Origin of the sequence: Leptolyngbya sp. FACHB-671 (genome assembly GCF_014695745.1) — a bacterium.
Lineage (GTDB): Bacteria > Cyanobacteriota > Cyanobacteriia > Elainellales > Elainellaceae > JAAUTN01.
The window spans coordinates 1-22,417 of the sequence record NZ_JACJOV010000163.1 but is presented as its reverse complement, the minus strand read 5'-3'; the positions used below and the strand labels follow the sequence as shown (position 1 = coordinate 22,417).

General features: G+C 47.3%; 19 protein-coding genes. 7 read left to right on the top strand and 12 right to left on the bottom strand.

Annotated elements, in window-relative coordinates; all coding sequences use genetic code 11:
- Positions 1-13: 13 nt before the first annotated feature.
- The 5 genes from H6F93_RS30510 to H6F93_RS30490 all read right to left on the bottom strand — a co-directional run bounded on the left by H6F93_RS30510 (position 14) and on the right by H6F93_RS30490 (position 6,897).
- Positions 14-1,849: a class I SAM-dependent methyltransferase gene (locus tag H6F93_RS30510; protein WP_190689356.1), complete on the bottom strand. Its 1,836-nt coding sequence runs from the start codon at positions 1,847-1,849 to the stop codon at positions 14-16.
- A 167-nt stretch (positions 1,850-2,016) separates the two neighbouring features.
- Entirely contained in the window at positions 2,017-3,414 is a 1,398-nt protein-coding gene (locus H6F93_RS30505; protein ID WP_190689353.1) for an ATP-grasp domain-containing protein, read from the bottom strand.
- 68 nt (positions 3,415-3,482) lie between these two features.
- Positions 3,483-4,349, bottom strand: a complete 867-nt coding sequence (locus H6F93_RS30500; RefSeq protein ID WP_190689350.1) for an O-methyltransferase — start codon at positions 4,347-4,349, stop codon at positions 3,483-3,485.
- The gene (locus H6F93_RS30495; RefSeq protein ID WP_190689347.1) at positions 4,346-5,602 is read right to left on the bottom strand and encodes a sedoheptulose 7-phosphate cyclase; all 1,257 of its coding nucleotides are present in this window, start codon (positions 5,600-5,602) and stop codon (positions 4,346-4,348) included. The genes H6F93_RS30500 and H6F93_RS30495 overlap by 4 nt, the downstream gene beginning before the upstream one ends.
- A gap of 1,070 nt (positions 5,603-6,672) precedes the next feature.
- The gene (locus H6F93_RS30490) at positions 6,673-6,897 is read right to left on the bottom strand and encodes a hypothetical protein (protein ID WP_190646071.1); all 225 of its coding nucleotides are present in this window, start codon (positions 6,895-6,897) and stop codon (positions 6,673-6,675) included.
- A 398-nt stretch (positions 6,898-7,295) separates the two neighbouring features.
- Here H6F93_RS30490 and H6F93_RS30485 point away from each other — a divergent pair, with 398 nt between their 5' ends.
- Positions 7,296-9,209, top strand: coding sequence for an ATP-binding protein (locus H6F93_RS30485; RefSeq protein ID WP_190689344.1), 1,914 nt, complete (start codon positions 7,296-7,298; stop codon positions 9,207-9,209).
- 337 nt (positions 9,210-9,546) lie between these two features.
- On the opposite strand, the gene H6F93_RS30480 is transcribed toward H6F93_RS30485, so the two are convergent.
- From H6F93_RS30480 to H6F93_RS30465, 3 genes are all read right to left on the bottom strand, one after another.
- The gene (locus H6F93_RS30480; protein ID WP_190689340.1) at positions 9,547-12,465 is read right to left on the bottom strand and encodes a GAF domain-containing protein; all 2,919 of its coding nucleotides are present in this window, start codon (positions 12,463-12,465) and stop codon (positions 9,547-9,549) included.
- 153 nt (positions 12,466-12,618) lie between these two features.
- Positions 12,619-13,350, bottom strand: coding sequence for an Npun_F0813 family protein (locus H6F93_RS30475; protein ID WP_190646068.1), 732 nt, complete (start codon positions 13,348-13,350; stop codon positions 12,619-12,621).
- A gap of 482 nt (positions 13,351-13,832) precedes the next feature.
- Positions 13,833-14,045 (bottom strand): hypothetical protein, encoded by a 213-nt coding sequence (locus tag H6F93_RS30465; RefSeq protein WP_190689335.1) that lies wholly within the window; start codon positions 14,043-14,045, stop codon positions 13,833-13,835.
- Positions 14,046-14,054: 9 nt separating this feature from the next.
- Between H6F93_RS30465 and H6F93_RS30460 the strand changes: the two genes are divergently transcribed.
- From H6F93_RS30460 to H6F93_RS33705, 5 genes are all read left to right on the top strand, one after another.
- Positions 14,055-14,891, top strand: coding sequence for a helix-turn-helix transcriptional regulator (locus H6F93_RS30460; RefSeq protein ID WP_190689333.1), 837 nt, complete (start codon positions 14,055-14,057; stop codon positions 14,889-14,891).
- A 48-nt stretch (positions 14,892-14,939) separates the two neighbouring features.
- Positions 14,940-16,109, top strand: coding sequence for a benzoate/H(+) symporter BenE family transporter (locus H6F93_RS30455; RefSeq protein WP_190689329.1), 1,170 nt, complete (start codon positions 14,940-14,942; stop codon positions 16,107-16,109).
- Positions 16,110-16,359: 250 nt separating this feature from the next.
- Positions 16,360-17,013 (top strand): hypothetical protein, encoded by a 654-nt coding sequence (locus tag H6F93_RS30450; RefSeq protein WP_190689326.1) that lies wholly within the window; start codon positions 16,360-16,362, stop codon positions 17,011-17,013.
- A gap of 381 nt (positions 17,014-17,394) precedes the next feature.
- Complete coding sequence (locus H6F93_RS30445; RefSeq protein WP_190646064.1) at positions 17,395-17,580, top strand: hypothetical protein; 186 nt, start codon at positions 17,395-17,397, stop codon at positions 17,578-17,580.
- Positions 17,581-17,661: 81 nt separating this feature from the next.
- Positions 17,662-18,015 carry a hypothetical protein gene (locus tag H6F93_RS33705; RefSeq protein ID WP_206755787.1) on the top strand — a complete coding sequence of 118 codons (354 nt, stop codon included), beginning with the start codon at positions 17,662-17,664 and terminating at the stop codon, positions 18,013-18,015.
- 109 nt (positions 18,016-18,124) lie between these two features.
- On the opposite strand, the gene rbp is transcribed toward H6F93_RS33705, so the two are convergent.
- Together rbp and H6F93_RS30430 are read right to left on the bottom strand one after the other, a co-directional pair.
- Positions 18,125-18,430 (bottom strand): RNA-binding regulator, encoded by a 306-nt coding sequence (gene rbp, locus H6F93_RS30435; RefSeq protein WP_190646062.1) that lies wholly within the window; start codon positions 18,428-18,430, stop codon positions 18,125-18,127.
- Positions 18,431-18,611: 181 nt separating this feature from the next.
- Positions 18,612-19,169 carry a GNAT family N-acetyltransferase gene (locus H6F93_RS30430; RefSeq protein ID WP_190689320.1) on the bottom strand — a complete coding sequence of 186 codons (558 nt, stop codon included), beginning with the start codon at positions 19,167-19,169 and terminating at the stop codon, positions 18,612-18,614.
- A 124-nt stretch (positions 19,170-19,293) separates the two neighbouring features.
- On the opposite strand from H6F93_RS30430, the gene H6F93_RS30425 reads away from it, so the two are divergent.
- On the top strand, positions 19,294-19,701 hold the full coding sequence (locus H6F93_RS30425; RefSeq protein WP_190689317.1) for an AMIN domain-containing protein: 408 nt from the start codon (positions 19,294-19,296) through the stop codon (positions 19,699-19,701).
- 41 nt (positions 19,702-19,742) lie between these two features.
- Here H6F93_RS30425 and H6F93_RS30420 read toward each other — a convergent pair whose 3' ends face one another.
- The gene (locus H6F93_RS30420; RefSeq protein WP_190689315.1) at positions 19,743-21,602 is read right to left on the bottom strand and encodes an AAA family ATPase; all 1,860 of its coding nucleotides are present in this window, start codon (positions 21,600-21,602) and stop codon (positions 19,743-19,745) included.
- A 224-nt stretch (positions 21,603-21,826) separates the two neighbouring features.
- On the bottom strand, positions 21,827-22,186 hold the full coding sequence (locus H6F93_RS30415; RefSeq protein WP_190689311.1) for a hypothetical protein: 360 nt from the start codon (positions 22,184-22,186) through the stop codon (positions 21,827-21,829).
- Positions 22,187-22,417 lie beyond the last annotated feature (231 nt).

The following is a 22,417-nucleotide window of genomic DNA, read 5'->3' as shown; positions in this document are numbered from 1 at the left end:
TTAGGCTAGGGAATTAGGCTGAATCAGTCAGCTTTTCGACAAAAACTTGGTAAGACTTGTGGGTTATTTTGATCTTGTCACGAAAAATCGTGAGGAAGGCATCGATCCCGGCTTTGGGGTTGTGCTGAGTATTTTGGTCAAAGGAAAAGCCATAATCGTCAAACACGATCAGCCCTCTTGCTTTCACCAATCTCCAGCCTAGCAGGGCATCCTCTAAAACATCACTGGCGATATGGGAACCGTCAATGTAAAGCAGGTCGTAAGTGCTGAGAGGAAGCGATCGCAGCTTTTCTTGAGACTGCCCAATCTGCTTTTGTACCTTTTGCGGTGCGCCAGTTTTAGCAATGTTAGCGTCAAATCTAGACTCAAGAGACTGCACATAATCGGCATCAAAGCGACTATGTTCGGCACTTCCCTGAAACGTATCAATGCAGGTAACTTGAGCTGACCCGTGAGTCAAGATGTGGTCGAGCAGCCAACAGGTTGAGCGACCTTCCCAACTGCCAATTTCCAAAACTTGCAGATTTCGTCCGGCGAGCGGCAGGAGGTGCTGCTCCCAAACCAGAATGTTATTGCTGAACCAATCCTGGGTAAATTGGTAGCCTCTAGACTGCACCTGAAGCTGATAGCGGGTTCTCGAAAGCTGATATTGTGCCTGGGTTAAATGAGGGTCTGCCTCACAAGCCTGTTGGAATAGCGCTAGCGCCTGCTGAAGCTGCTCCTGGTCAAGCAAAACCATTCCAGCATTAAAGCAAATTCGCGCTAGATTAGCTTTAGAAAAATCAGGCTGAAGGGCGATCGCCTGCTGAAAACATTCAATCGCCTGCTCTAATTCTTTCTGTTGGTGAAGAGCGGTACCCAAATTGTTGTAGGCTCTGGCAAGTGCATTCTTGTGTTCTGCGGCGATCGCCTCTTTCATTTCACTACTTTGCTGATAAAAGGCGATCGCTTCGACCCACTTTTCTTGTGCTAAATATTCAGCAACTATGGGTTGCCAATTAATGAATTCAGTTGGGATGAAGCGCTGGTCTAATTGATAGAGCTTTTTGAATAGATAAAGCGTTTTTTCAGATTCTAGTTGAGTGGCGATCGCATGTAATTTGTTTTCCTCTGGTGTCCAATCAAGCTGATAGTCTTCTGGTGGCGTTTGGAATTTTCTAAGCTGGCGATCGAAGCTATTGCCAGGATAACGGACATACTCAACCGTTTCTAGATCGGCTCTAAAGACCTTGAAAAACTTGCCAATCCAATCTAGATAAGCTGTATCTTCCCGTCCCCGAATTTGCTTGTAAACTGCCGCTTCAGGAAAGCCTTCTACAAACTCGTGACAGTCTCGGCGCAGGCAAAGATTAATCAACAAACTATTGTCAATTGCAGCCCTCCAATGCGGATGAAGCTGTTCTTGAATCTTGGCTTTTGTCTTAACCACAGCAACCTGATTGGTAGGCATAACTTCAGGTTGAATTGGAATTTCCTGACTCAATGCTTTGTAGCAAACATAGATATGTTCTTTAAGAAACAGATCATCTCCGTCGCAGAAAAACAAAATTTCTCCAGTCGAAATTCTCACACCTGTATTTCTGGCTGGACCTGCTCCTAAACTTTTAGAATGACGGGTGACTTTATAAATAGATTTGTAGCTAGATTTTTGCTGAATAAAATCGTTGACAGCTTCTTCCGTATTATCCGAAGAAGCGTCATTCACAACTACAATTTCGGCACTAACGGCGGCAGCATTATTATAATTTTGACGAAAGAAATCAAGACTAGATTCGATACTTTCTAGTGTTTTTTGAATAAACCTTTCACAGTTATAAACAGGGACAACAACCGCCAGAGAGTTGATCATTGGAGATAGCCCCTTTCACGAAAATGTTTGAAGAATCCTTCAAAGGAATAAAGGCTATCTGATTCTATCTAGTTTTTCTTAAAACTAATACCGATTTGATTTGCAGATGTTGCAGATTTGCGTAAGGGCGCATCGCAACGCGCCCTTACAGGGGTATTGCCACTGCCTCACTCAATTAGCTCACCAATGTTAAAGTCTATTCTTGTCCAGCTTTTGAGCCTTCTCAGGTTGCCAAGCAGCAGTAATGGAATTTGCCAGTGATGCACCATGAGAAATGGCAGCGGATCACTCACTTCAAAAATTGCTTCTTTGCCGCGCCAAACGTTTTTGACCCAGGTTTGTAATTGTTTGAAAGAACGAATTTCGTTCAGTCGCCAAAGTTCATGATAGAGCCAGTGGGTTGGTTTGCTGTCTGGAAGCGGTTGCAACGGTTCAGCAGCAGGTTGACTAAGATAGGCATCCGCTACGCCAGGATGGTTGTAAAACATGGTAATGGCAGAGTGAGTTCGCGGATTGCACTCAATTGGATATACGGTTCCATCTGCTGCCTGAATAATGTCAAATGAGGCTTGTCCCGCGCCACCAACGCTTTCCAGAAAGCGATTAATCCACTCACTAATTTCGGGTTTGTTTACATTCTCGTAATTCACCTGAAACGCGGAGGATTTACAGCAGCAGTAGAGCGTTGATCTGCCATCTCGCACGGTGCTATGCGTGCAGTATTCTTGCCCAGGAATAAACTCCTGCATAATCCAGGGTTTCTTTTCGCTGATTGGCAAACTGTTGACGAAGGCGGCCGTTGCTTCAGGCGTATCACAAGGAAGTTTGGTCAGGTCTAAACGCCGAATTGCGTCATAGGGAATGCTTTTGAGAATGTACTGATGTTTTTCCTGAGAAAAGTCAAAGTTTAGAACCTGTTCTGGAGCAGTAATTTTAAAGGATTTGGGGACGGTGAGTGAGAGCGATCGCGCTTTCTCAGCAAAGGCAAACTTATCATCCAGCATTCGGACGATGTCCCGTTCAAAGTGAAATACTTCACAGTAGCCAGATAGCGGATGCTGCTCCATTCCCTCTGGGTAAATGACTGCAAAAATTGCAACGGGAATAAACAGATCAATAGTTTCAGCTTTGGCGATCGCCTGCAACGTCTTTGTGTAACCTTCCAAATCCTGGTTTGGATCAGGAACCGTATAGAACTTTGCAACCGTGTTAGAAAACCGATTGCCATTCAGCCAAAACTTTTCAGTATCAATCAAAATGACCCGATGTCCAGCCGCATGAAATGATCGCGCTAATTGCAGCGTTTTTGTCATTCTGGCACCCGCAATTAAGATATTCTTAGGATGCTGTATCCGAGTGGCAGGTTGGCGAAAAGGCTGACGTATCCAATTCCAGAGCAGCGCTAAACTTACAACTGTGAGGTTTAGGGGAAGGGCGATCGCCAACAGTGCCAAGGTTCCTAGATTTTGAAATATCACAAAGAGGAGTGACGAGAAGTGCGGCGATCGCGCTCCAGAAGCCGCTAGAGGTGGATTTGTTATTGTTTCTCGCAAAAGGGTTTTCATTCAGTTGGTTTGTAGGGAGTTAATTGCAGGACCCGTAGGGGCAAACAGCCGTTCGCCCCTACCTGGGTTTACACTCGACGAATCAGGGTTAGCCCGTCTCGCAATGGCAGCAGAACTTGCTCAGTGCGAGGATCTGCGGCAACAAATTGATTGAATTGAGCGATCGCCTGACCATTCGTTGACCGTTCTGCCTCTGGTGAGTAAACCTGCCCTTGAAACAAGGTGTTATCAACGCAGATATAGCCATTCTCAGCTAGCAAATTGCTATCCAACAGCTTTTGGTAATACTGAATGTATTCCTGCTTATCCGCATCGATAAACACGAAGTCGAACGGAGGTTCGTGATTCGTCAGTTTTTCGAGTGTCTCTAGAGCGGCTCCTAGCTCAATCTGAATTTTGCTGCCGTGGGGCGATCGCTGAAATAGCGATTGGGCAAACTCAGCCGTATAGGGGTCAACCTCACAGGCAACTAAATACCCGTCCGCAGGCAAAGCCTCTGCCATTGCTAGCGCTGAATATCCCGTAAACATGCCAATATCCAGAATGCGACGAGCACCTGTCATGTGAACAAACAGTTTGAGCGTCTGTCCTTCGACATGTCCAGAGAGCATTTCCTGCTCTAGTGGACGCACCGTTTTACCCTGATTAAATCGGCTTTGCCACGCTTCACGGTGTGTTCTTTCAGCGATTTCGGTGAGTTCTGGTGATTCAGGTGTGGTGGATTGCTCCAGATAGGGATCTAATCCCGCCATCAACACCAATGCCTTTTGTAGATGCATTGCCAGATCGTCCGGTACATCCGGCGTCTGAGCTAACAGGGCTACCGCTGCTTCCAAATGTTCAACTGCAATACCCAAGGGTGTAACAGGGCGGGGTGCATTCGGGGTATTTGCAGCTGTAGAGCGAATTGAGTCAGGAGTTACGCTGAAAGTCATGCTTTACCTCCAACTAAGGTGGGTTTTTCGACGGTCTGACTGGCACCCGTGCCACTCACGTAGGCATCTACTCCTGCGCCAGCACGGGGATAGTCTGCACAGAGCTGCTTGTGCTGATGTAAAGCTGCGTCTAGCTCTTGACGAGTCAGGTCATTCACAAAGTGACAAACCCCGATTGGACGGGGCATTGCAGCTCGCAGCAAACCGTCCCGTGTTGCAGTAATAGATTGAGTTGCCTGCCAGAGTAAATCACCATTCAGCATGGGATGGTCAAGCGCTAGCCCTAAGCGGCTCATCAGTCCCAGGATGCGATCGCGCTCTTCAGCCGTGATGTATCCTCGTTTAGCAGCGATCGTAGCGGATAGCGCCATGTCGATATTGACTGCGTGACCATGCAGCAAAGGCGGTTCAGGAGCTAGCTCAAGCGTCGGACTCCAGGTATGTCCGTAGGCAATCACCCGGTCGAGCATCAACTCATGCAAATTAGAAGCCTCTAACTCCAGCATGGTTTTGATCGACTCATAATTTACTTGGTGTCCAATCTTCTGTAAGTTAGCGTCTTTAGCGAGATAGCCAAAATGGCTGTGCAGCAGCGCTTCACCATAGCGATCGAGTAAATCAAACACTTCAGCATTAGAAACGACTGCAATTTTCACCAGTTCTGCCATGCCGTTACGAATTTGGTCAACAGGCAGCGTTTGTAGGAATGAGAAATCCAGAAAGACTTTCTGGGGAGCATGGTAAGCACCGAGGCGGTTCTTTAGTTTGCCGTGATTTACCGCGACTTTAATCGCAATGCCTGCATCAATCAGCGCAATCAACGTGGTTGGAATCCGAATGTAATTAGTGCTGCGACGATAGGCAGCACAGGCAAAGCCCGTGACGTCTTGAACTAGCCCGCCACCAATCACTAAAACGGGTTCTTTGCGCACTAGATTGAAGCGGGAGAATGCATCAATGATGGTTTGAAAAGTCGTGATCGTCTTGTCAGGCTCTTCGATCGCGACTGGGAAGATGGTCAAATCAATGCCGTAATGCTGAAAGTATTGTTGTAGATAAGAACCGTAAAGACGGTAAACGTTGTGGTCAACCACTGCAAGGCATCGTCCCAGACGAGTGTAGTGGTCAGCTAAGTCAGATTTGCGAAGATCAAAAATGCTGTCCACAATCTGAAAGTTGAGTTCAATTTTTTCGTATCCTTCGACTTGAAAACCGGTTGCAGTGGAAGAAAGCTGTGCCTGTATATTGCTCATGATGATTCCGTAGGAGTGATGAAAGGGTGAGTTGTGACAGGGAAGACAAGGAAACTCAGTCCCGAGTTGAGCAAGCGGCTGACCCTCAAGGCAGCAGTTGCTCTAGTCATCAACGTTTAACTTTAAGAAAATGGACGAGGTGTACAGTCCGCGTTCTGCAAATCTCTCAGACTACTCAATCTGGTCATGCCAACTGTCAGGCAGCGCAGACCTATTGATTGATCTGCGCTAGCCAACGAGCAGGGTTACCCTATCTGAGGTTTGTGTCAGCTAGACAAAATATTGCCAAATAAAATTAGGCAAGGAAGAGTCCCATACGATAGCAGGTTGGTCAAATCGCACATCCTGTATCCATGGATTGAGTAAAAATCTTTTAATTGGAGCTTACGCTTCTACAAGCCAATCTGTTGCGGAAAAATGCGAACAGATGAAAACCCGAATGCGAATAGATTTGGCAAACTCCCAATAAATGACGAGTCCGAAAATACCTTTGATCTGAAGCATTAGGGAGTAACACCATCAACTAAGAGTAGGGTAGTCAGTGGCTACAGGCAGAGAACACTGTCAAGAGGTGTAGAGCGGCTACGTCAAAAGATAGAGAAGTATATACTGGTGGATACGTATGAAGTAAGGTAGCTGCAAGTTTGCAGTATTGACTGGGCTTTAAAGATACGGTTTAATCGGTGATTGTGACTTTGAGGGGGTATCTGTGGCTAGCTTAAGCTCACCCCTTAGTCGAGTTTGCCGAAGATGCCTTCCCTGACCTACAAAATGTGGCGATCGGGAGAAGACAGGCTCCTAAACCGCTATTGTCTAGCGAGTATTAAGGAACCCTATAACATGCCATAACAATTACCAACGTTGTATTGGCAAACTGGATATATTGACGTGATTCGCTATAAAACAATCGTGAGGGGCGATCGCTAACGGGCGATCGTCCCTTCATGATTGACCTGCTTTACTAGGTAGACATCGATACAGAAGCCGACTGGACTTATGCTGAATGGTTGGTCAGCGGCAACACGCTACTGATTCATCAACCGCAAGTTGAAACAGCAACTTAGGGACTCTCAACACTGCTTCTCAAACAAATGTTCTAGAGAATTGCGGACAAGGAGATTTTTCAAAAAGTCGCGGGCGTATTCCAATTCGTAGTGCCTGGGTCTGCCCTGAAAGATAATCTGATACTTGTGGCTGTACTCACCGTCGCCGTGACCAGAAATTAGTTTTTGACGAAAAGCTGCGTCAGCAAGGTGGCGCACCTCATCTCTAAGGTCAGCTTTAGTGCTACTCATCACTTACGTCTCCAAAAAAACTTTTTATCAATTGCGATATTAACTGGGATATTAGTACCACCCAAGAAGTCAAAGAAGCAATCTGAAGAAGGTTTTAGTCCTTAAACATCCTGTCTGTGCGTCTTACACCACTCTTAAGGTTATAGAAAATCGGCTACGTAACTTCATCTTCCAAAAGTTGTGTTCCTTGATACAGAATATGACCCTTAATCAGCAACAGCTTGAACAGAACCTCCGATAGAAGCAGCTAAGGTTAGAACGAGGTACTGTTAGGGTGGAAAAATTCGACCTGAATGCAACATCTCACTTTGGATAGACATATACTTCTAAAGTAAGTTGCTTTTTGGTCGAGCTGTTGTGTTGGTCGAGTGATTAAGGCGTTTGATTTGGAGAGACAAATGGTTTTACAAGAAAGTGAGCAAACATTTCGGGTAAATGCTCGAAAAACAGATGCCTTTGACATTTATAACTTGAGGCACTACGAAGGACCTAACTTCTACCTCAACACGTCGGCGCTAGTTTTTGACTTTGCTTTAACGGGCTACAACGAACCTCTGCCCCTAGCTGATTATGTCTCAGCCATTGGCGATTACTATCCGCATCTAAAAGATAGACATTGCGAATCCTATGCTCAACTGTTTGCTTGGACCGTAGCTGAGGTCAGCAACCTGGATATGGGCTTACATCTCGATCGCTGGAGTGTAACTCCTCAATCTAACTCTGTCGATAAGATCGCGGTGCAAGCAATTCATCAGCGGACTAGTCGGGAAGTTGCCTACTGCGTCTGGGACTGGTTTGAAGCAATTAGCCAAGACCAAACCTTTAACCTTGCGGATCAGATTGAGGTGTTGCAGGGTGTCTTTCGTCATTCAGTTTACGGTGGCCCTACAGTGTATGCACTGTTACGTACTGCCTACGAAAGAGAAATTCCCACGTTTTATCTGTGGGATGAGGGGTTGATGCAGTATGGCTATGGCAGAAAACAAGTTCGCGGTATTGCCACCACTTTTGACTGTGATAGTCACATTGACTCAGATTTTACGACTAATAAAGAAGATTGCAAACGCTTCCTAAGCACGTTGGGTTTCCCTGTTCCTAAGGGAGAAGTTGTATTTTCTCGTCAAGAGGCTTTGACTGTGTCAAAGCGCATCGGTTATCCTGTTGCGGTCAAACCTGTAGTTGGGCACAAGGGCATTGGCGTAACAGCAGCCGTGCAGAATGGGGATGAGTTAGAGATTGCGTTTGAGCGGGCAGTAGAGGCGATCGCCGAAAATGAACCTGTTCGCGTCATTGTCGAAGAAAGCATTTCGGGTGCCGACTTCCGCCTCCTGTGCGTCAACGGCAGATTTGTTGCAGCAACCGAACGCCGTCCAGCCTCCGTGACTGGAGACGGAGATTCCACTATTTTTGAATTGATCCAGCGCGAAAACCGCACTGCGGCTCGAATTGATACTCCCACCTCTCCTCTAGGCAAGATCAAGCTTGATGAATCGCTGGAAAACTACCTGGAGGAGCAAGGGCTATCTTTAGATAGTGTGCTTGAGGAAGACCGTACCGTTTATCTTCGCAAGGTTGCTAATCTCTCAGCAGGTGGTTTAAGTATTGATGCAACTCCTTCCATTCATCCTGACAATGTAATCCTGGCGCAAGACGTTGCCCAACACTTTCGCTTGACCTGCTTGGGAATCGATTTGATTACTCGGGATCTATCAAAATCCTGGAAGCAAGGCGGACTAAGCATCATCGAAATCAATGCAGCTCCAGGCATTTATATGCACCTTAAACCTGCGATCGGAGAGAGAGTCGATGTGACTTCTCACATTCTGCACACCTTCTTTGAATCAGGTGCCGCTGCCCGAGTCCCCATCATTAGCTTTAACCGAGTCTCAGTCCAGGAACTTCAAGAAGTCATTGACCACATTCTGTTGCAGCGTCCAGACTGGGTGGTTGGCGCAGTTTGCCGAGATACCGTTTTTGTAAACCGGGCTGAGAAACCGTTGAACTCGGAGTACAACGTCAACGTCCAAAACCTGCTGCGGAATCCCAGGTTAGATTTGCTGATTGTGGAATATCGGGAAGACGTTTTGGAGCGAGAAGGAATGTTTTATTTCGGCAGCAATCTTGTCGTGTTAGACAATCCAACAGAACATGAAATGATGCTCTCCCGCGATGTATTTGAGGATTCAACTGTTGTAATTCGACGTGGAGACAGTATTTCGATTTCTCGCAAGGGCTTGATGGAGCAGTATCAGCTTGGCTCTGCAGAACCCTTTTCTCGGGCTTACCTCAAGGAATTTGCAACGGTTCTTTAACCACAGAAATACAAGGTGGTGCGACAAACTTACAGCAACTTCCATTTGCATAAACCACAAATCCCTGTAGGGGCGGTTCGCGAACCGCCCCTACGCTATGGCTTTCTATCGGGAGATTACTGTAAATGAAGTGTTGGAATAGCTTCAAAGGCTGCAATTCTCTGACAGCATGGGTTCCGCTACGCTTCACCCATCCTAACAAAACCCTACTGACACCTCTCTCCGCGTAGGTTGGGTGGAGCATAGCGGAACCCAACCGTAGAAGCACAATGGACACGAATTAGCACTCTTTGTCCATGCTACGTTTGCCGCAAAATTAAAGACTCTCCACGCGATTTCACCTTAAAGCTGAAGGGCTGAGTGAATCTGCTCGATGGCTGCTACGCTGACGATTTATTACCTCTGGCAAAATCACCCCAACCTGGTTATTAAAGATCTCCATATCTTTCTGATCTTTTTCCTCAAAACTGGACTTGAGGTAATCAGGCACGTCTGGCCAGTCTGCCGCACTGTATTCTGGGAAGTTGCCTGGTCTGCGTTTGTTAACCAGTTGAGTTACGCCTAACAACTCACCATCTGCCCCCAAAACAGGCATACACAACAAACTGCAAGTACGATAACGAGTTTTCTGGTCAGTTTTTCGGGCCATCTCAGAGTCAGGGTGATTGTACAGGTCAAAGGGAATATTCAAGGCTTGTCCAGTTTGAGCAACTTTTCCGACAAAGCCCTCGCCTATTGGAACTCGGGTTTCTAACCAGGCTCCGCTGCTTTGACGGATGCTAGTCCACAGTTCATTGGTTCGATGATCGATCAGCCAAAGCGTACTGCGATCGGCGTGAGTTAAATTCTTGGCTGCCTGCATCACCTTTTGAATTAACTCCTCAGGATTGCCGCTGCTTTGACTGACGAAGCTAATGGCTTGATAGAGCGGATCAAGCGCCCGCTGCTGTTCTTGAATGGTCAAAATTTCCTCATGGAAAGATCGACATGCCTGAAGGATCGGCAGAATTGGCTCAAGACAAATCTTTAAGTAATCTGAATCAGATTTTGAAAATCCTCTTGGATCAATTTTTTCTTCTAACGGTAGTCCGGGTATGGAAAGCTGCAATTTGTTGAACGCTCGAATAATTGCAATTACTTTTCCGCGTTGATCTATCACTGGAAAGAGCAGCAGGTTAAGGAGACCGTCTACTTTATCTGGACTCACTCCTTTGTAAATCAACACATCGTTAAACTTCTGCGGATTGTGGCTTGCCTGAGTTGCTCTTGTTTCAAGAATTTTGTGAGCAATTCCTAGAGTGGCTGAAATCCGAATTTCGCTTGCATCGCCTCCTATCCCCAGATTGAGTGACCAAAATTCGGTTTCTTCTGCATCTAATAAAAAGATGGTTGTGAATTCGGCTTTTAGCAGTTTGCTGAGCGATTGGCTGACAAAACTCAGGACGTGATAAAGCACGTTGTGCAGTGCCTCGTCATCCTGGTCAGCAACAGCACTGCTCAACACGGACAGTGCGTTGTAAATTGCCTCTTTGGGTTTAACCTGTCCTAGCTGCTTGAGGGTTTCATGGGTTTTGACAAACTGAAGCACAACTCCTACCCGTTCATTAAACACCTGCATTGCCTGCTGATCGTTGCGGTCAAAGCCAGTCTTAAAGTAATCGGGAACGGTGGGCCAATCGTCTTTGCTGTATTCAGGATGATTTCCTGGTTTGCGTTTGTTGACGAGTTGAGTTACACCCAAAAGCTCACCTTCTGGGCTAATCACGGGCATACACAGCAAACTACAGGTGCGGTAACGTGTCTGCTCGTCTGTTTTTTTAGCGTTTTCAGCGCTGGGGTGATCATACAGGTCAAAGGGAATGATCATCGGTTCGCGGGTGAGGGCAACGTATCCTGCAAACCCTACACCAATCGCACACCGCACTTCGCCCCGCCCTGGAATTTCTGTCCACAGATCGCCCTGGTCATGGTCAACTAACCATAGGGTGCTGCGGTCAGCATTCATCAACTTTTTGGCGGTGTTCATTACCCGTTGCAAGATTGCTTTTGTATCCAGATTGATCTGGTCGAGCGATCGCGTTGCCTCTGCCAGTGCAGCAGTTGCCTGAAGTTTTCTGACTGCCTTGTAGCAAGACTGACAGCTTTCCAAAATTCGCCGGATGGGTAACAAGCATTTTGCCAGTCGTTCTAGATCTAGCTTGGTAAAGCCCGTTGGTTTAATCGCTTCGTTGCTATCGGGCAGCTTTTCTGCCTGCAATTTATTTAGAAATTGGATAACGGCAACCACTTCTTTGGTTTCGCTCAAAATTGGCAGCGCCAGGATATTCTCAGTTTTATACCCATACTTCTGGTCAAATTCCTTCACCAAAACGGCACGGGGATCGTCATACACGTTGGCAGGAATATGAATCACCTTCTTCGCCTGAGCGACCTGTCCGGCAATTCCTTCACCAATGCGCACTCGGATATCAAGAAAATCTCCAGCTTCGTTTTCAGCCACGAGTGACCACAGTTCTGTTTTTTCGTCGTTGAGCAGAAAAATGCTGGCTCGGTCTGCACTGACCAAATCACCCACCTGTGAAGTGACATCGCGCAGCACTTCATATAAGGTTTGAGCTGACTTTTGTTCTTCTGCACCGTTGTCTACGCGAGACAGGATTTCGATTTGAGAGAGTAGCAGCTTTCTTTCGAGTTCAGCTAATGTTTTGCGAAATACAGCATCACTCGGTTCAATTTCAGACTGAATTTTCTTAAGCGCCTGATCCAACCAGGTCTGGTTAAATGCAGCGGCATAAATGGGGTTGTGGACTTCGACCTGATCTTGCTGTTTGCTCACTAACCCCAGCAGTCGGAGTTCCTTTTGCTCGGGTGAGTCGTCTGCGGCGATCGCTCCCTGCTCCAAGATCTTTTGATAAGTCTGCAACAGTTTAGCGCTGCGCTGCTTTCGCATGGTGAGGCGATCGCGAATTGCCCGCATCGGTTCAAGCGTTGGTAGATTTTCCCACGGGTCAATCAGCTTTTGATGTACCAACTGTTCAAACCACTCTGTCTCAGCACCGACGGCCGGAGCGTCTTCAGCATCCGCAATCAATTGACAGAGTGTTTGAGTCAGAGCGGGTTGTCCTCCCGTCCACTCCAACACTTTAGCCAGCAGCAGCTTATAGTTCTGAGATTTTTGTTTAAACCTCTGGGCGATCGGTAGCTTACTTTTAATCTGATCCTGCTGATGTAGAGTGGAGGGGGTACTTAAAGTCATGATGCAACTCGGTGGGAGAAAGCTGCCTCGCTTACAGCGCACGGCTTCTCAGAGGTTGGTAATTGTTAATACGTTTACATTTAGTAGAGCAGTCTTAAAGACAACGTCTTCAGAAGATTTTGGGTCGTCGTGGATCTGTTTGCACAGCCCAAATCAAATCTTGGATACATCTGTCTGAGGCAATTTCCATGTTTTGCCATCTGGAAATTGCTCTGCTAGCCAGACTGTAAACATCACCCGTTCTTTTGTAGGCAAGTCTTCTAAAGCGCTAAAGACTCGTGCTGTAAAGGTGTCATTGCTGAAGAATTCTAAAGCAAGCTCATACACTTTTTGGAGCAGAATGGTGAGGTGTCGTTCCTGCCACACGACTAGATGTGCCGCAATTAACGGATCAACCTTCAAAAGCTGCCGTACCAGATCGCGGGAGTCAGACTGAGGAAAGTTTTCCTGCTGAATGACCTTAGTTACATCTTTCTCAAACAGCTCAGCGTGTCTAGTGCCAAAGAAATAGTCAACTTCTGCATATACTGCCTGAAGCAGCAGCAAGGTAGCTTTGACAAACGTAGAATTGGCTGCATCTGCTGTATTCCAGGGCAAGGAAGCATCGTCGATGAGTTCATCCAGGTGAACCTTTTCCCAAATGCTGTGACTTTTGGACCCCTTGAGCAGTAAGCAAGTTTTGCCTAAGTTGTCGGTCAAGTTCCACCAAATGAAGCTGACTTCTTTGGATTGACTTTTAGGAAACACATTTAGCAGGCGAAACGTCTGATCTTGATGATGCAGGATCGGTATCCGCTTATTTCGGGTGGGGTCCCAGGCGCTTGCGATTTGAATGTCGGGTTTGCGAACTGGAGATGACACCGTCACTTGTAGCTCTTGGCGCATGACGTTACTCTTAAACTTCTCCCTTACAGGATTTAGGAGGGTAGATGGAGCGGAGGGGCAGACGTTGATAAAAATCTTGAGCGTCTTTCGGGCGCAAAATTTATAGATGCTAACCGATTATTGATGCTAATCAAGTTTTGCGATCAAGTTTATCGCTAAATCCGTTTCCAGGAATCCATCCATCGGGTCTCTTAGGAGAGGAGTTTTTTCATGCGATCGGGCTAATGACATAGGTGCCCCGATCGGAACGTGGAGTTAACATTTCCACACGAACCACTGGGAGAATAGGCAGATTTTCTTCTGAGTCCATAACAGAAGGGCATTGCTGATGTGATGTATAAATTTCGTAGGGACATGGCAATGCCATGTCCTTGCAGAGGGGATTGAGTTCCGTAAATCACACCCATGTTCAGCAACGCCGACAGGAGTTCCTGACATGGTTACAGCAACTTCTGACATGGTTGCAACAACTTCTGACATGGTTACAGTAACTTTTGTTGTGATCGCCAATGATTTTTCCCAAGCGCTGCAAGTTTGATGGGCGATCGCCCGTTTAGCCCAATGCACCCGACGCAGGGCAGATGAGCAGGGCAGCAGGATGGCGCAGTCGAGCAAGCCTCTCTAGGTCTTGTTTCATTATTGGAAGCGATCGCCATCAGTGGCTCCAGAGACGCTTGAATAGACTTAGATATCATCTTCTGACTATGAACTCAGACACAGAATTTGCCAGGTTGTGGAGAACAGATGTATCTGGCGTTGAGCTGTTCAGTGCCCGACTGTTTCATCATGCTTTTTCCAAGCACATGCATGAGGAGTACACGATCGGCATGAATGAAGGAGGGCAGGGGCAGTTTTTGTATCGGGGAGAAACCCATCGCGCCTATCCAACCAGTTTTAACTTAATCAATCCAGGCGAAGTACACACCGGGCAAGCCAAATCCAAGGCAGGCTGGACGTTTCGCAATATCTATATTAGTGTGCCGTTAGTTGAACAGATTCAGGCTCAACTGGAATGGCAGGGAAAAGGATTGCCTCATTTCACTCAACCTGTCATTCGGGATCAATCATTGCGGTTCTGTTTTCACACCTTATTTCAAGCGTTGGCTGAGCCCGCCTCTCACCTAGAGCAACAATCTCATTTGCTTGAGGCTTTCTCACAGCTATTTGTAAGACATGGTACGCCGCTGTATTCCTGGCGATCGCCCAAACCAGAAACAAAAGCGACTGCAATCATTCGAGATTACTTGGAGTCTCACTATGCTGAAAACATCTCCATTAAGACGCTGACGCAGCTAACCGGATTGAGTCCCTACTATCTGATTCGCAGTTTTCGGCAGCAGGTTGGCTTACCACCCCATAGCTATCAACGACACTGGCAACTGGTGCAGGCAAAGCGATCGCTACAAACATCTAAACCGCTGTCCCAAATTGCGGTGGAACACGGGTTTTACGACCAGAGCCACCTGAATCGCGCCTTCAAACGTGCCTTTGGAATTACTCCAGGTCAATACCAGAAGAGCAATTCTATCCAATACGGGTGAATTCGAGCGTCTGTATCTTGAGAAGACTACTGGTCATTCATCCTAACGATGCACACTACCTTACTAAAAGATTTCTCTGTTTCTGCGGCGATCGCAGGTTTTGTCACCGTGTTGGTTGGGTTTACTAGCTCTGCCGTGATTGTGTTTCAGGCGGCTCAAGCGTTTGATGCATCCCCGGCAGAAATCGGCTCATGGATGGGGGCACTGGGGTTGGGCATGGGATTAACGTGCATTGTGCTGTCTCTGCGCTATCGGGTGCCAGTCGTGACAGCCTGGTCTACACCAGGTGCAGCAATGCTGATCACCACAGCAACCGGAGTGCCGATGGAAGAAGCGATCGGGGCATTCTTGATCTCAGCAGTATTGATTACGCTTTGTGGATTTAGTGGTTGGTTTGAACGAGCAATTAACCGAATTCCAATGTCGATCGCAGCAGGAATGTTGGCTGGTGTGCTGTTGCGGTTTGGGCTAGATGTCTTCATCTCAATGCAGACGCAGTTTGTGATGACCTTCTCAATGTTTTGCATCTACTTAATCATGCGTCGATTCTCACCCCGCTATGCCGTGGTGACTGCACTGATTTTAGGAATTCTGATCGCAGGTTCTCAGGGGCTGTTACAAATTGACACCCTACGCCTGCAACTGGCAGAACCCGTGCTGACGACGCCCCGCTTCTCACTTAGCGCACTCATTGGCGTAGCCTTGCCCCTGTTTATAGTCACCATGGCTTCTCAAAACGTGCCTGGGGTCGCGGTGATTCGAGCTTCTGGTTACACCGTGCCTATCTCTCCTTTAATTGGTTGGACGGGTGCTACAGCATTAGTTTTGGCACCCTTCGGTGCGTTTGCATTAAATCTTGCTGCCATTACTGCTGCCATTTGCATGGGGCGAGAAGCACATGAAGATCCAGCAAGACGCTATGTTGCAGCCATTGCAGCCGGAGTCTTTTATCTGATCATAGGCTTGTTTGGCGGCACAGTGGGTTCCATATTTGCAGCATTTCCTCAAGAACTGGTGCTGGCGATCGCCGGACTCGCTCTATTAGGCACAATTGGCAACGGACTGCTGACCGCGCTGATTCAGGAAAAAGAACGAGAACCCGCATTGATCACGTTTTTGGTGACAGCATCCGGAATCACTTTATTTGGCGTTGGTTCAGCCTTTTGGGGATTGGTTGCAGGTGGACTGGCGATCGCGATCTCACAAGTGAAAAGGTGAAACAAACCTTGGAATTGGTATAACAATCCGTCACTAATGACCAATAACTATTGACAAAATTGTTTATGTTACTCATTCATGAGTTAATCTAGTCACAATAGAAAGTCATTCAAGTGCTTTTCTTTGCAGTTACCTGATGACTCTCGATTAAAAGTCCTGACTTGTCAGTGTTATCTCAACCAGACTCACTGCAACAGTGACTTTCTGCCCAGAATTGCTACTCAACTCAACTTACTTAAGGACAATTCTCATGAACAAGCCTCAGAAAACTGGTCAAACCAATGATCCCACTCTCGTTAAGCTACTCGAAGCTGACTCAGATTTAGCTGCACAAGCGGCTGCCCTAGCTAGCCAACTGGAAGCTTTAAAGGAGAAGCGTCAAAGCCTGCAAACCGTGATTGGGCTATTCAGTTCAACGGGTAGCACTGCAGATTTGTTAGATAAAACCCTTGAGACTGATGATGAGATTGAATCTACTGACTCATCAGAAGCATCTCCTGAGCCTGAAGATACTTTAGACGAGCCTGAAGTGAAAGCACCCACCAAAGCGAAGTCTAGAAAACCTGCGGGCAAGGGTAGTAAGTCCTCCGAAGAGGAGCAACCCGAAAAAACCACTGGACGAGACACCGCTTGGCGGCGCTACATGCGGAAGGAGTTTATCAAAACCTCACTTCCTGAAGCGGTTGCTCATATCCTGCATCAGGAACCCGACAAAGTGTTTGAAGTACCCAGTATTGTAGATGCTCTGTTTATCGAGGCAACTCCTAAAGATGCCCGCAATGATGCTCGCAATCGCGTTTCTAATGTGCTTTCGATTGGGTTGAAGAACAACAAATGGTATCGGGGTAAGAAAGGACAATACAGTCTCTCTAAAGAGTCCGCCAAAGCGAGTGTGGCATCATAGTAAACATGTGATTCCCTAACTTCTCTGATAGAGCTTGGTTTAGCCAACTCCAAGAAAGACAAGCGATAAAGCGATAGGTTTTTCAGGTGACTGATTGGCACTAGCCCATTAGCCCTTGATGCGGGTCGATAACGGGGGGGCTAACCATCTCTTAATTTGTGCTGCCAAGTATCAAATATATAAATGTTTGTAATAAAACTAGGGTTAGCTAAGAGTTTTAAGTACCTCTCCCTAGTTAAAACAGCATTTTGAAGAAGCACTAAGTCAGGGTAAGAAATAGGGGTTGTTTCTTCTAGCGATCGCATACAATGAGGAGTCAGCAAACTAGAATCTAAGTTTTGCTAGTGCCGCTTCGCGCTCAGCCCATAAGAGTAACGACCTATGACCGCAGATGAATTGACCCAGTGTCTCAACATGGCCAGAATGCTCAATTTGGTCACTGCCACTCGTCGAATTAATGGCGTACTGTATGTTTACCGGCTCAATGGGCATTACACTACCTGGGAAAGCTTTGTCTCAGAGTATCCCCTAGAGCGTCTCCAAGCCATGATCAATAGAAGCCGATAACTGCTGCGTCATTTTTGACGTTTCAATCACCTAAAAGTAATTACCCCAATTGAAGGTTAGCGCCGTTTTGGTTAGAGTTCTATGGGGTTAATTTTTGTTTGCTGGCTATTTCTAATTTATGCTGTGCTTCCTGGCATAGTCAGCAGTTTTATCATTAGCCTACTTGCTGGAGTGGCAGCAGCTATTTTTTACAAGTCTTCTAGGTCCTTTCTACCAACCTTTGCTCGAGTCTTTGTTGGAGGGGTGGTTACCTCTGCGGTCACCGGAGCAGGAGGAATAGCATTTGTTTTCTTTAAGGCCTACATCCTTGACGATCTTGCTTTTCGAGGACAGGGAATGGGCTATGCGCTGCTACTGGTGCCCGTCTTAGCAGTTGTCGGAGCTGTGTTGGGCGGTATTGGGACCGCACTGTTCAAACAACTTTTCTCTAACTAGAGATTAAGGATAAATTTAGGAAGGCGCAAAGAAAAAAGAGAAGGGCTTTTGCCCTTCTCTTTTTTCACTTAGGTTTCTAAGGTTGTGACTGCTTTCTCAAGCTGTGATTTTAGTATCTGCTAGAGGAAAAGCTGCCACGATTGCCGCCGCCACCGAACGAGCTTTTGTTGTTCTCGCGAGGCTTAGCTTTGTTGACTTTGATGTCGCGTCCCATCCACTCAGCTCCGTCAAGCGCATCAATAGCAGCTTGCTCTTCGGCATCAGTGCCCATTTCAATGAAACCAAAGCCGCGCATCCGACCTGTTTCGCGGTCAGTGGGAAGCTGAACTCGCTTGACTGAACCGTATTCTGCGAATACGGAAGTCATGTCCGCTTCAGTAACTTCGTAAGACAGATTGCCTACATAAATTGACATAGATTTTCTCCAAAATCAGAAGTGTGTAGAGATTGAGATTTCGGAGAGAAGCCTGTCAGAACCAAACGTGAAAAACTCGTCAAGACTAAAAACAAACGCTGCAACCGATACTTAATTCTCAATCACTAACATAACACAAGAATTCTCGACTCTGTGCAGCATCTTCATGACTCTAAACAAATCAGTCAAAAGAATGTTCGCTCAGACGTGATTCAGACTTAAATGTTTCAGACTTAAATGTTTTAGATTGCAGGCTGTAGTAAACCACTTCTGTCGCTGCATACTCTATGTTTTTCTCGTACTTCATACCCAGCTTTTGCATGACGCAACGAGAGGCGACATTTTCTGGACTTGTGACGGCAACGATTTGCTGGAGCTTAAGCGTGTCAAACCCCCAGCGCAAAACGGTGCTGGCTGCTTCAGTTGCTAATCCCTGTCTCCAATAAAATGGATTAATAGCATAGGTTAGCTCGACTTCCGATGTATCCCCTAAATAATGCAGACCACAGTGCCCCACCAATTGCTGGTTTTGCTTGTAAACGAGCGCCCACACACCAAATCCGTGCTTCTGCCAATGGTCTAGCCGTCTATGTAAGATCTGAGCGGTCTGCTCAAAGGTGAGTGAACCTGTTGGAGACAAAGCTCTAGCAACCCCTGGATGGCTGTAAATCTCCTGATAAAGCTGATTTAAGTCAGCTGGGAAAAAATGCCTGAAAATAAGACGAGGAGATTTGAGCATGGGTGGAGGAATGGAGCGTAAACAAATTAAGAGATTTTCCCGTCAAGCTTCTGATAAGACGGTAAAAGAGTGATGGCGATCGCCATCCTCCCACCCAAAAATATTAACGACGAAACCTAGAGTTATGAAATCCCGCTGGTCAAAGTTTAGTGTATTGCCCGCTATCGTACTGGCTGCAAGTGTTATTGCTGCTCCCGCAGAGGCAGCCGTGCTTCAGTTTTGGCGATTTGATGCAAATGCAAATCGTTTGGTCTTTCTAACGGACGTTAGTGTGCAACCCAGAGTGCAATTGCTTAATAACCCAACCCGGCTCGTCGTAGATTTACCCGGAATTATCTTTAGTCGGACGACCGTAAGGCAACCTTCTCGAAATCCGATTCAAGAGATCAGAGTCGGACGATTTGAGGAGCAGACCACTCGCATTGTGGTCGAGCTTAGCCCCGGCTACACCTTAGATCCAGATGAGGTGCAGGTGCGGGGAGCGACCGCAGCACAATGGAGCATTGACTTACCCACCCCTCGACGATTTTGATAGTAGGGTTGCGATCGCAGGCAGTCTCCTACCCCTCAAAATTAGGCAAGTCCTGCTGCTGCTCGCTGATCAGAAATCCACTGATGAGCCGCTGCAAAATCATCGGTCGTGATTTGAATAGAACTGGGATCGGTATGCCCTTGAGCCCGATATCGGCGGATTGCTTCTAGAGCAGCTTGATTACCCAAAAGTGCTAGGTCAGCGCCATTCCAGCCTTCGGCTTGGGTAGCCCAGTTTGCTAAATCTACATCTGCCAAAGGACGTTTTCTGTTATGAACCTGGAGAATCGCTAGACGGCTTGCCTGGTCGGGCAAGTCTACTTTTAGCTGTACGTCCAGTCTGCCGGACCGTAAGAGAGCAGGGTCAAGGGTTTCAGGACGATTGGTGGCTCCAATTAACAACACATCGGCACATTCTTGTAAGCCGTCTAGCTCGGTGAGTAACTGCCCTACAACGCGATCGCTCACTCCTGAATCGCCTGAAAAGCTGCCCCGTGCAGGTGCCAGCGTATCAATTTCATCCACAAACACAACACAGGGAGAAGCCTGTCGCGCTTTGGTGAACACTTCTCGCACGGCCTGCTCAGACGCGCCTACCCATTTGCTCAACAGTTCTGGCCCATTCACCGCAATAAAGTTTGCTCTGGCTTGGGAGGCAACCGCCTTTGCCAAAAGGGTTTTGCCTGTACCGGGAGGACCCCAGAGGAGAATTCCGCGCGGCGTTTTGGCTCCGGTTTGTTGATACAGTTCGGGATAAAGTAAGGCTCCTTCGACGGACTCCTGAAGAATTTGCTTGACGTTTTCTAAACCGCCAATGCTATCCCAAGAAACTTGAGGAGACTCAATTTCAACCGATCGCAGCACAGCAGGTTTAATTTCTTTAATAGCCTGGAGAAAATCTGCCTGAGTAATTGTCATCGTGCGCGGAACGGGTGCTTTGAGTGAGGGGATCAGTCGCCGCAGGGCAGTGTAAGCAGCTTTTTGACATAGCGCTTTTAGGTCTGCGCCAACCATGCCCACTGAGAGGTCAGCGATCGCCCCCAAATCAACAGACCGCTCCAGTGGCATCGCTTCTGTAAGAATGGTGAGGATTTCTAGTCGCCCATCGCGATCGGGAATGCGGAACTGCACTTCTCGGTCAAACCGACCCGGACGACGCAAAGCCGGATCGAGGTGGTCAGGACGGTTCGTGGCTGCTAGAACGATCACGCCTTTGGTTCTGGCAAATCCGTCCATCAAGCTCAGCAATTGAGCGACTACTCGTTTCTCAACATCGCCTTCCACCTTGGAACGATCGGGCGCGATGCTGTCAATTTCATCGATGAATATAATGCACGGAGCAGAGCGAGCTGCCTTCTCAAACAGTTGGCGTAGACGGGCTTCGGCTTCTCCATAATATTTACCCATCACCTCTGGCCCGACGATGGCAATGTAGTTAACCTCCAACTCTTCAGCCAGGGCACGGGCAGAAAGGGTCTTCCCCGTACCAGGTGGCCCGACTAAAAGAACTCCTCGCGTCGGTTCTAAACCTAGCATTGTCAGCAGTTCGGAACGCTTTAGCGGAATTTCGACCAGTTCTCTTAATTCTCTAAAAACCTCTGACAGTCCACCCACGCCTTGTAGAGAACTATCTGATGGCGGGGTGACGATAACGCGATCAGTGGTTGTACTTGTGGATGGATTAGCAGTACTGGAGGGCGATCGCTCTGTCGAGCTGGTTCGAAGGCGATCGCTCTCGGCTGTACGACCCGCACGACTAGACGCATCCGAAGAGGTACTGCGACGAGTTTTTACTTCCGTTTGAAACCCTTCATTTCTGCCTTCGATTTCCCGCACAAAGTAGAGAAGATCTTCAAATCCTTGATCGATCAGGTCTTCAAATTCTTTAAACAGATCGCTCATCGTCGTTACCACAGTCCAGTGTTTTCAGTATAGTCACCCGCTTCGGGAGTGTGGGCTGTGCTTCAGGAGGAGATATTTTGGGCGTAATTTGAGCGTTACAGTTTGCAATAAAAGCAGTAATACCAATTCCAAAAATTAGGGTTAAAGATGGAAGGGCACCCCGCTAGCGGGGTGCCCTTCCATCTTTAACCTCTTTTTAGAGAAAATTATAGTAATAACCGAATCTATTCAGCGGGTTCCCGAATTTCGACGGAGGGATTGATCAGGTCAAAGCGATCAAGCAGCAAGACCAAACCGACCGATACCAGTGCCCCTAGACCAATACCAATTGCTAACAGAGAAAGGTAGAGCCGCTTCAAGCTTCTGCGAGTAGCCGTAGCATCTTCGTGCCGCCGCTGGGCCAGATCTGGCTCTTCTTGATCTCTTTCCTGTGGGGTGAGTGGTGTACTTCCTTCTGGTGTCAGATCTGTCCGTATTAGTTCTTGTTGCTCACTCTCCTGGGGTGCGAGATCTGGCAAATGTCTCCCATTCCCAGAATAGGAATTTTGATCGGGCTTAGAGGGGTCAAACGGATGATCGTTCATGCTTGATATTTTGCTCAGCCTTTAATCCAGTTGCATCAATCTAACGGTTGGTCTGAATAAATCTCCTGCGTGAATGGTGGTGCGGCTTCATCGCACCACCATTCACGCTTCAAAAGATACAGGACTTACGCAGCGGCACTAGGGATAGGGGGTGGTTAAGTTGAGCTATGCTCGCTACAGTTCCAGTATGAGTGCATCAAACAGCGATTGCGATGACATTTACTAAGCTGG

Bases quoted from the DNA above. Each gene is read 5' to 3' on its own strand.
- H6F93_RS30510 (WP_190689356.1), bottom strand. From the start codon at position 1,849: ATGATCAACTCTCTGGCGGTTGTTGTCCCTGTTTATAACTGTGAAAGG.
- H6F93_RS30505 (WP_190689353.1), bottom strand. From the start codon at position 3,414: ATGAAAACCCTTTTGCGAGAAACAATAACAAATCCACCTCTAGCGGCT.
- H6F93_RS30500 (WP_190689350.1), bottom strand. From the start codon at position 4,349: ATGACTTTCAGCGTAACTCCTGACTCAATTCGCTCTACAGCTGCAAAT.
- H6F93_RS30495 (WP_190689347.1), bottom strand. From the start codon at position 5,602: ATGAGCAATATACAGGCACAGCTTTCTTCCACTGCAACCGGTTTTCAA.
- H6F93_RS30490 (WP_190646071.1), bottom strand. From the start codon at position 6,897: ATGAGTAGCACTAAAGCTGACCTTAGAGATGAGGTGCGCCACCTTGCT.
- H6F93_RS30485 (WP_190689344.1), top strand. From the start codon at position 7,296: ATGGTTTTACAAGAAAGTGAGCAAACATTTCGGGTAAATGCTCGAAAA.
- H6F93_RS30480 (WP_190689340.1), bottom strand. From the start codon at position 12,465: ATGACTTTAAGTACCCCCTCCACTCTACATCAGCAGGATCAGATTAAA.
- H6F93_RS30475 (WP_190646068.1), bottom strand. From the start codon at position 13,350: ATGCGCCAAGAGCTACAAGTGACGGTGTCATCTCCAGTTCGCAAACCC.
- H6F93_RS30465 (WP_190689335.1), bottom strand. From the start codon at position 14,045: ATGATATCTAAGTCTATTCAAGCGTCTCTGGAGCCACTGATGGCGATC.
- H6F93_RS30460 (WP_190689333.1), top strand. From the start codon at position 14,055: ATGAACTCAGACACAGAATTTGCCAGGTTGTGGAGAACAGATGTATCT.
- H6F93_RS30455 (WP_190689329.1), top strand. From the start codon at position 14,940: ATGCACACTACCTTACTAAAAGATTTCTCTGTTTCTGCGGCGATCGCA.
- H6F93_RS30450 (WP_190689326.1), top strand. From the start codon at position 16,360: ATGAACAAGCCTCAGAAAACTGGTCAAACCAATGATCCCACTCTCGTT.
- H6F93_RS30445 (WP_190646064.1), top strand. From the start codon at position 17,395: ATGACCGCAGATGAATTGACCCAGTGTCTCAACATGGCCAGAATGCTC.
- H6F93_RS33705 (WP_206755787.1), top strand. From the start codon at position 17,662: ATGGGGTTAATTTTTGTTTGCTGGCTATTTCTAATTTATGCTGTGCTT.
- rbp (WP_190646062.1), bottom strand. From the start codon at position 18,430: ATGTCAATTTATGTAGGCAATCTGTCTTACGAAGTTACTGAAGCGGAC.
- H6F93_RS30430 (WP_190689320.1), bottom strand. From the start codon at position 19,169: ATGCTCAAATCTCCTCGTCTTATTTTCAGGCATTTTTTCCCAGCTGAC.
- H6F93_RS30425 (WP_190689317.1), top strand. From the start codon at position 19,294: ATGAAATCCCGCTGGTCAAAGTTTAGTGTATTGCCCGCTATCGTACTG.
- H6F93_RS30420 (WP_190689315.1), bottom strand. From the start codon at position 21,602: ATGAGCGATCTGTTTAAAGAATTTGAAGACCTGATCGATCAAGGATTT.
- H6F93_RS30415 (WP_190689311.1), bottom strand. From the start codon at position 22,186: ATGAACGATCATCCGTTTGACCCCTCTAAGCCCGATCAAAATTCCTAT.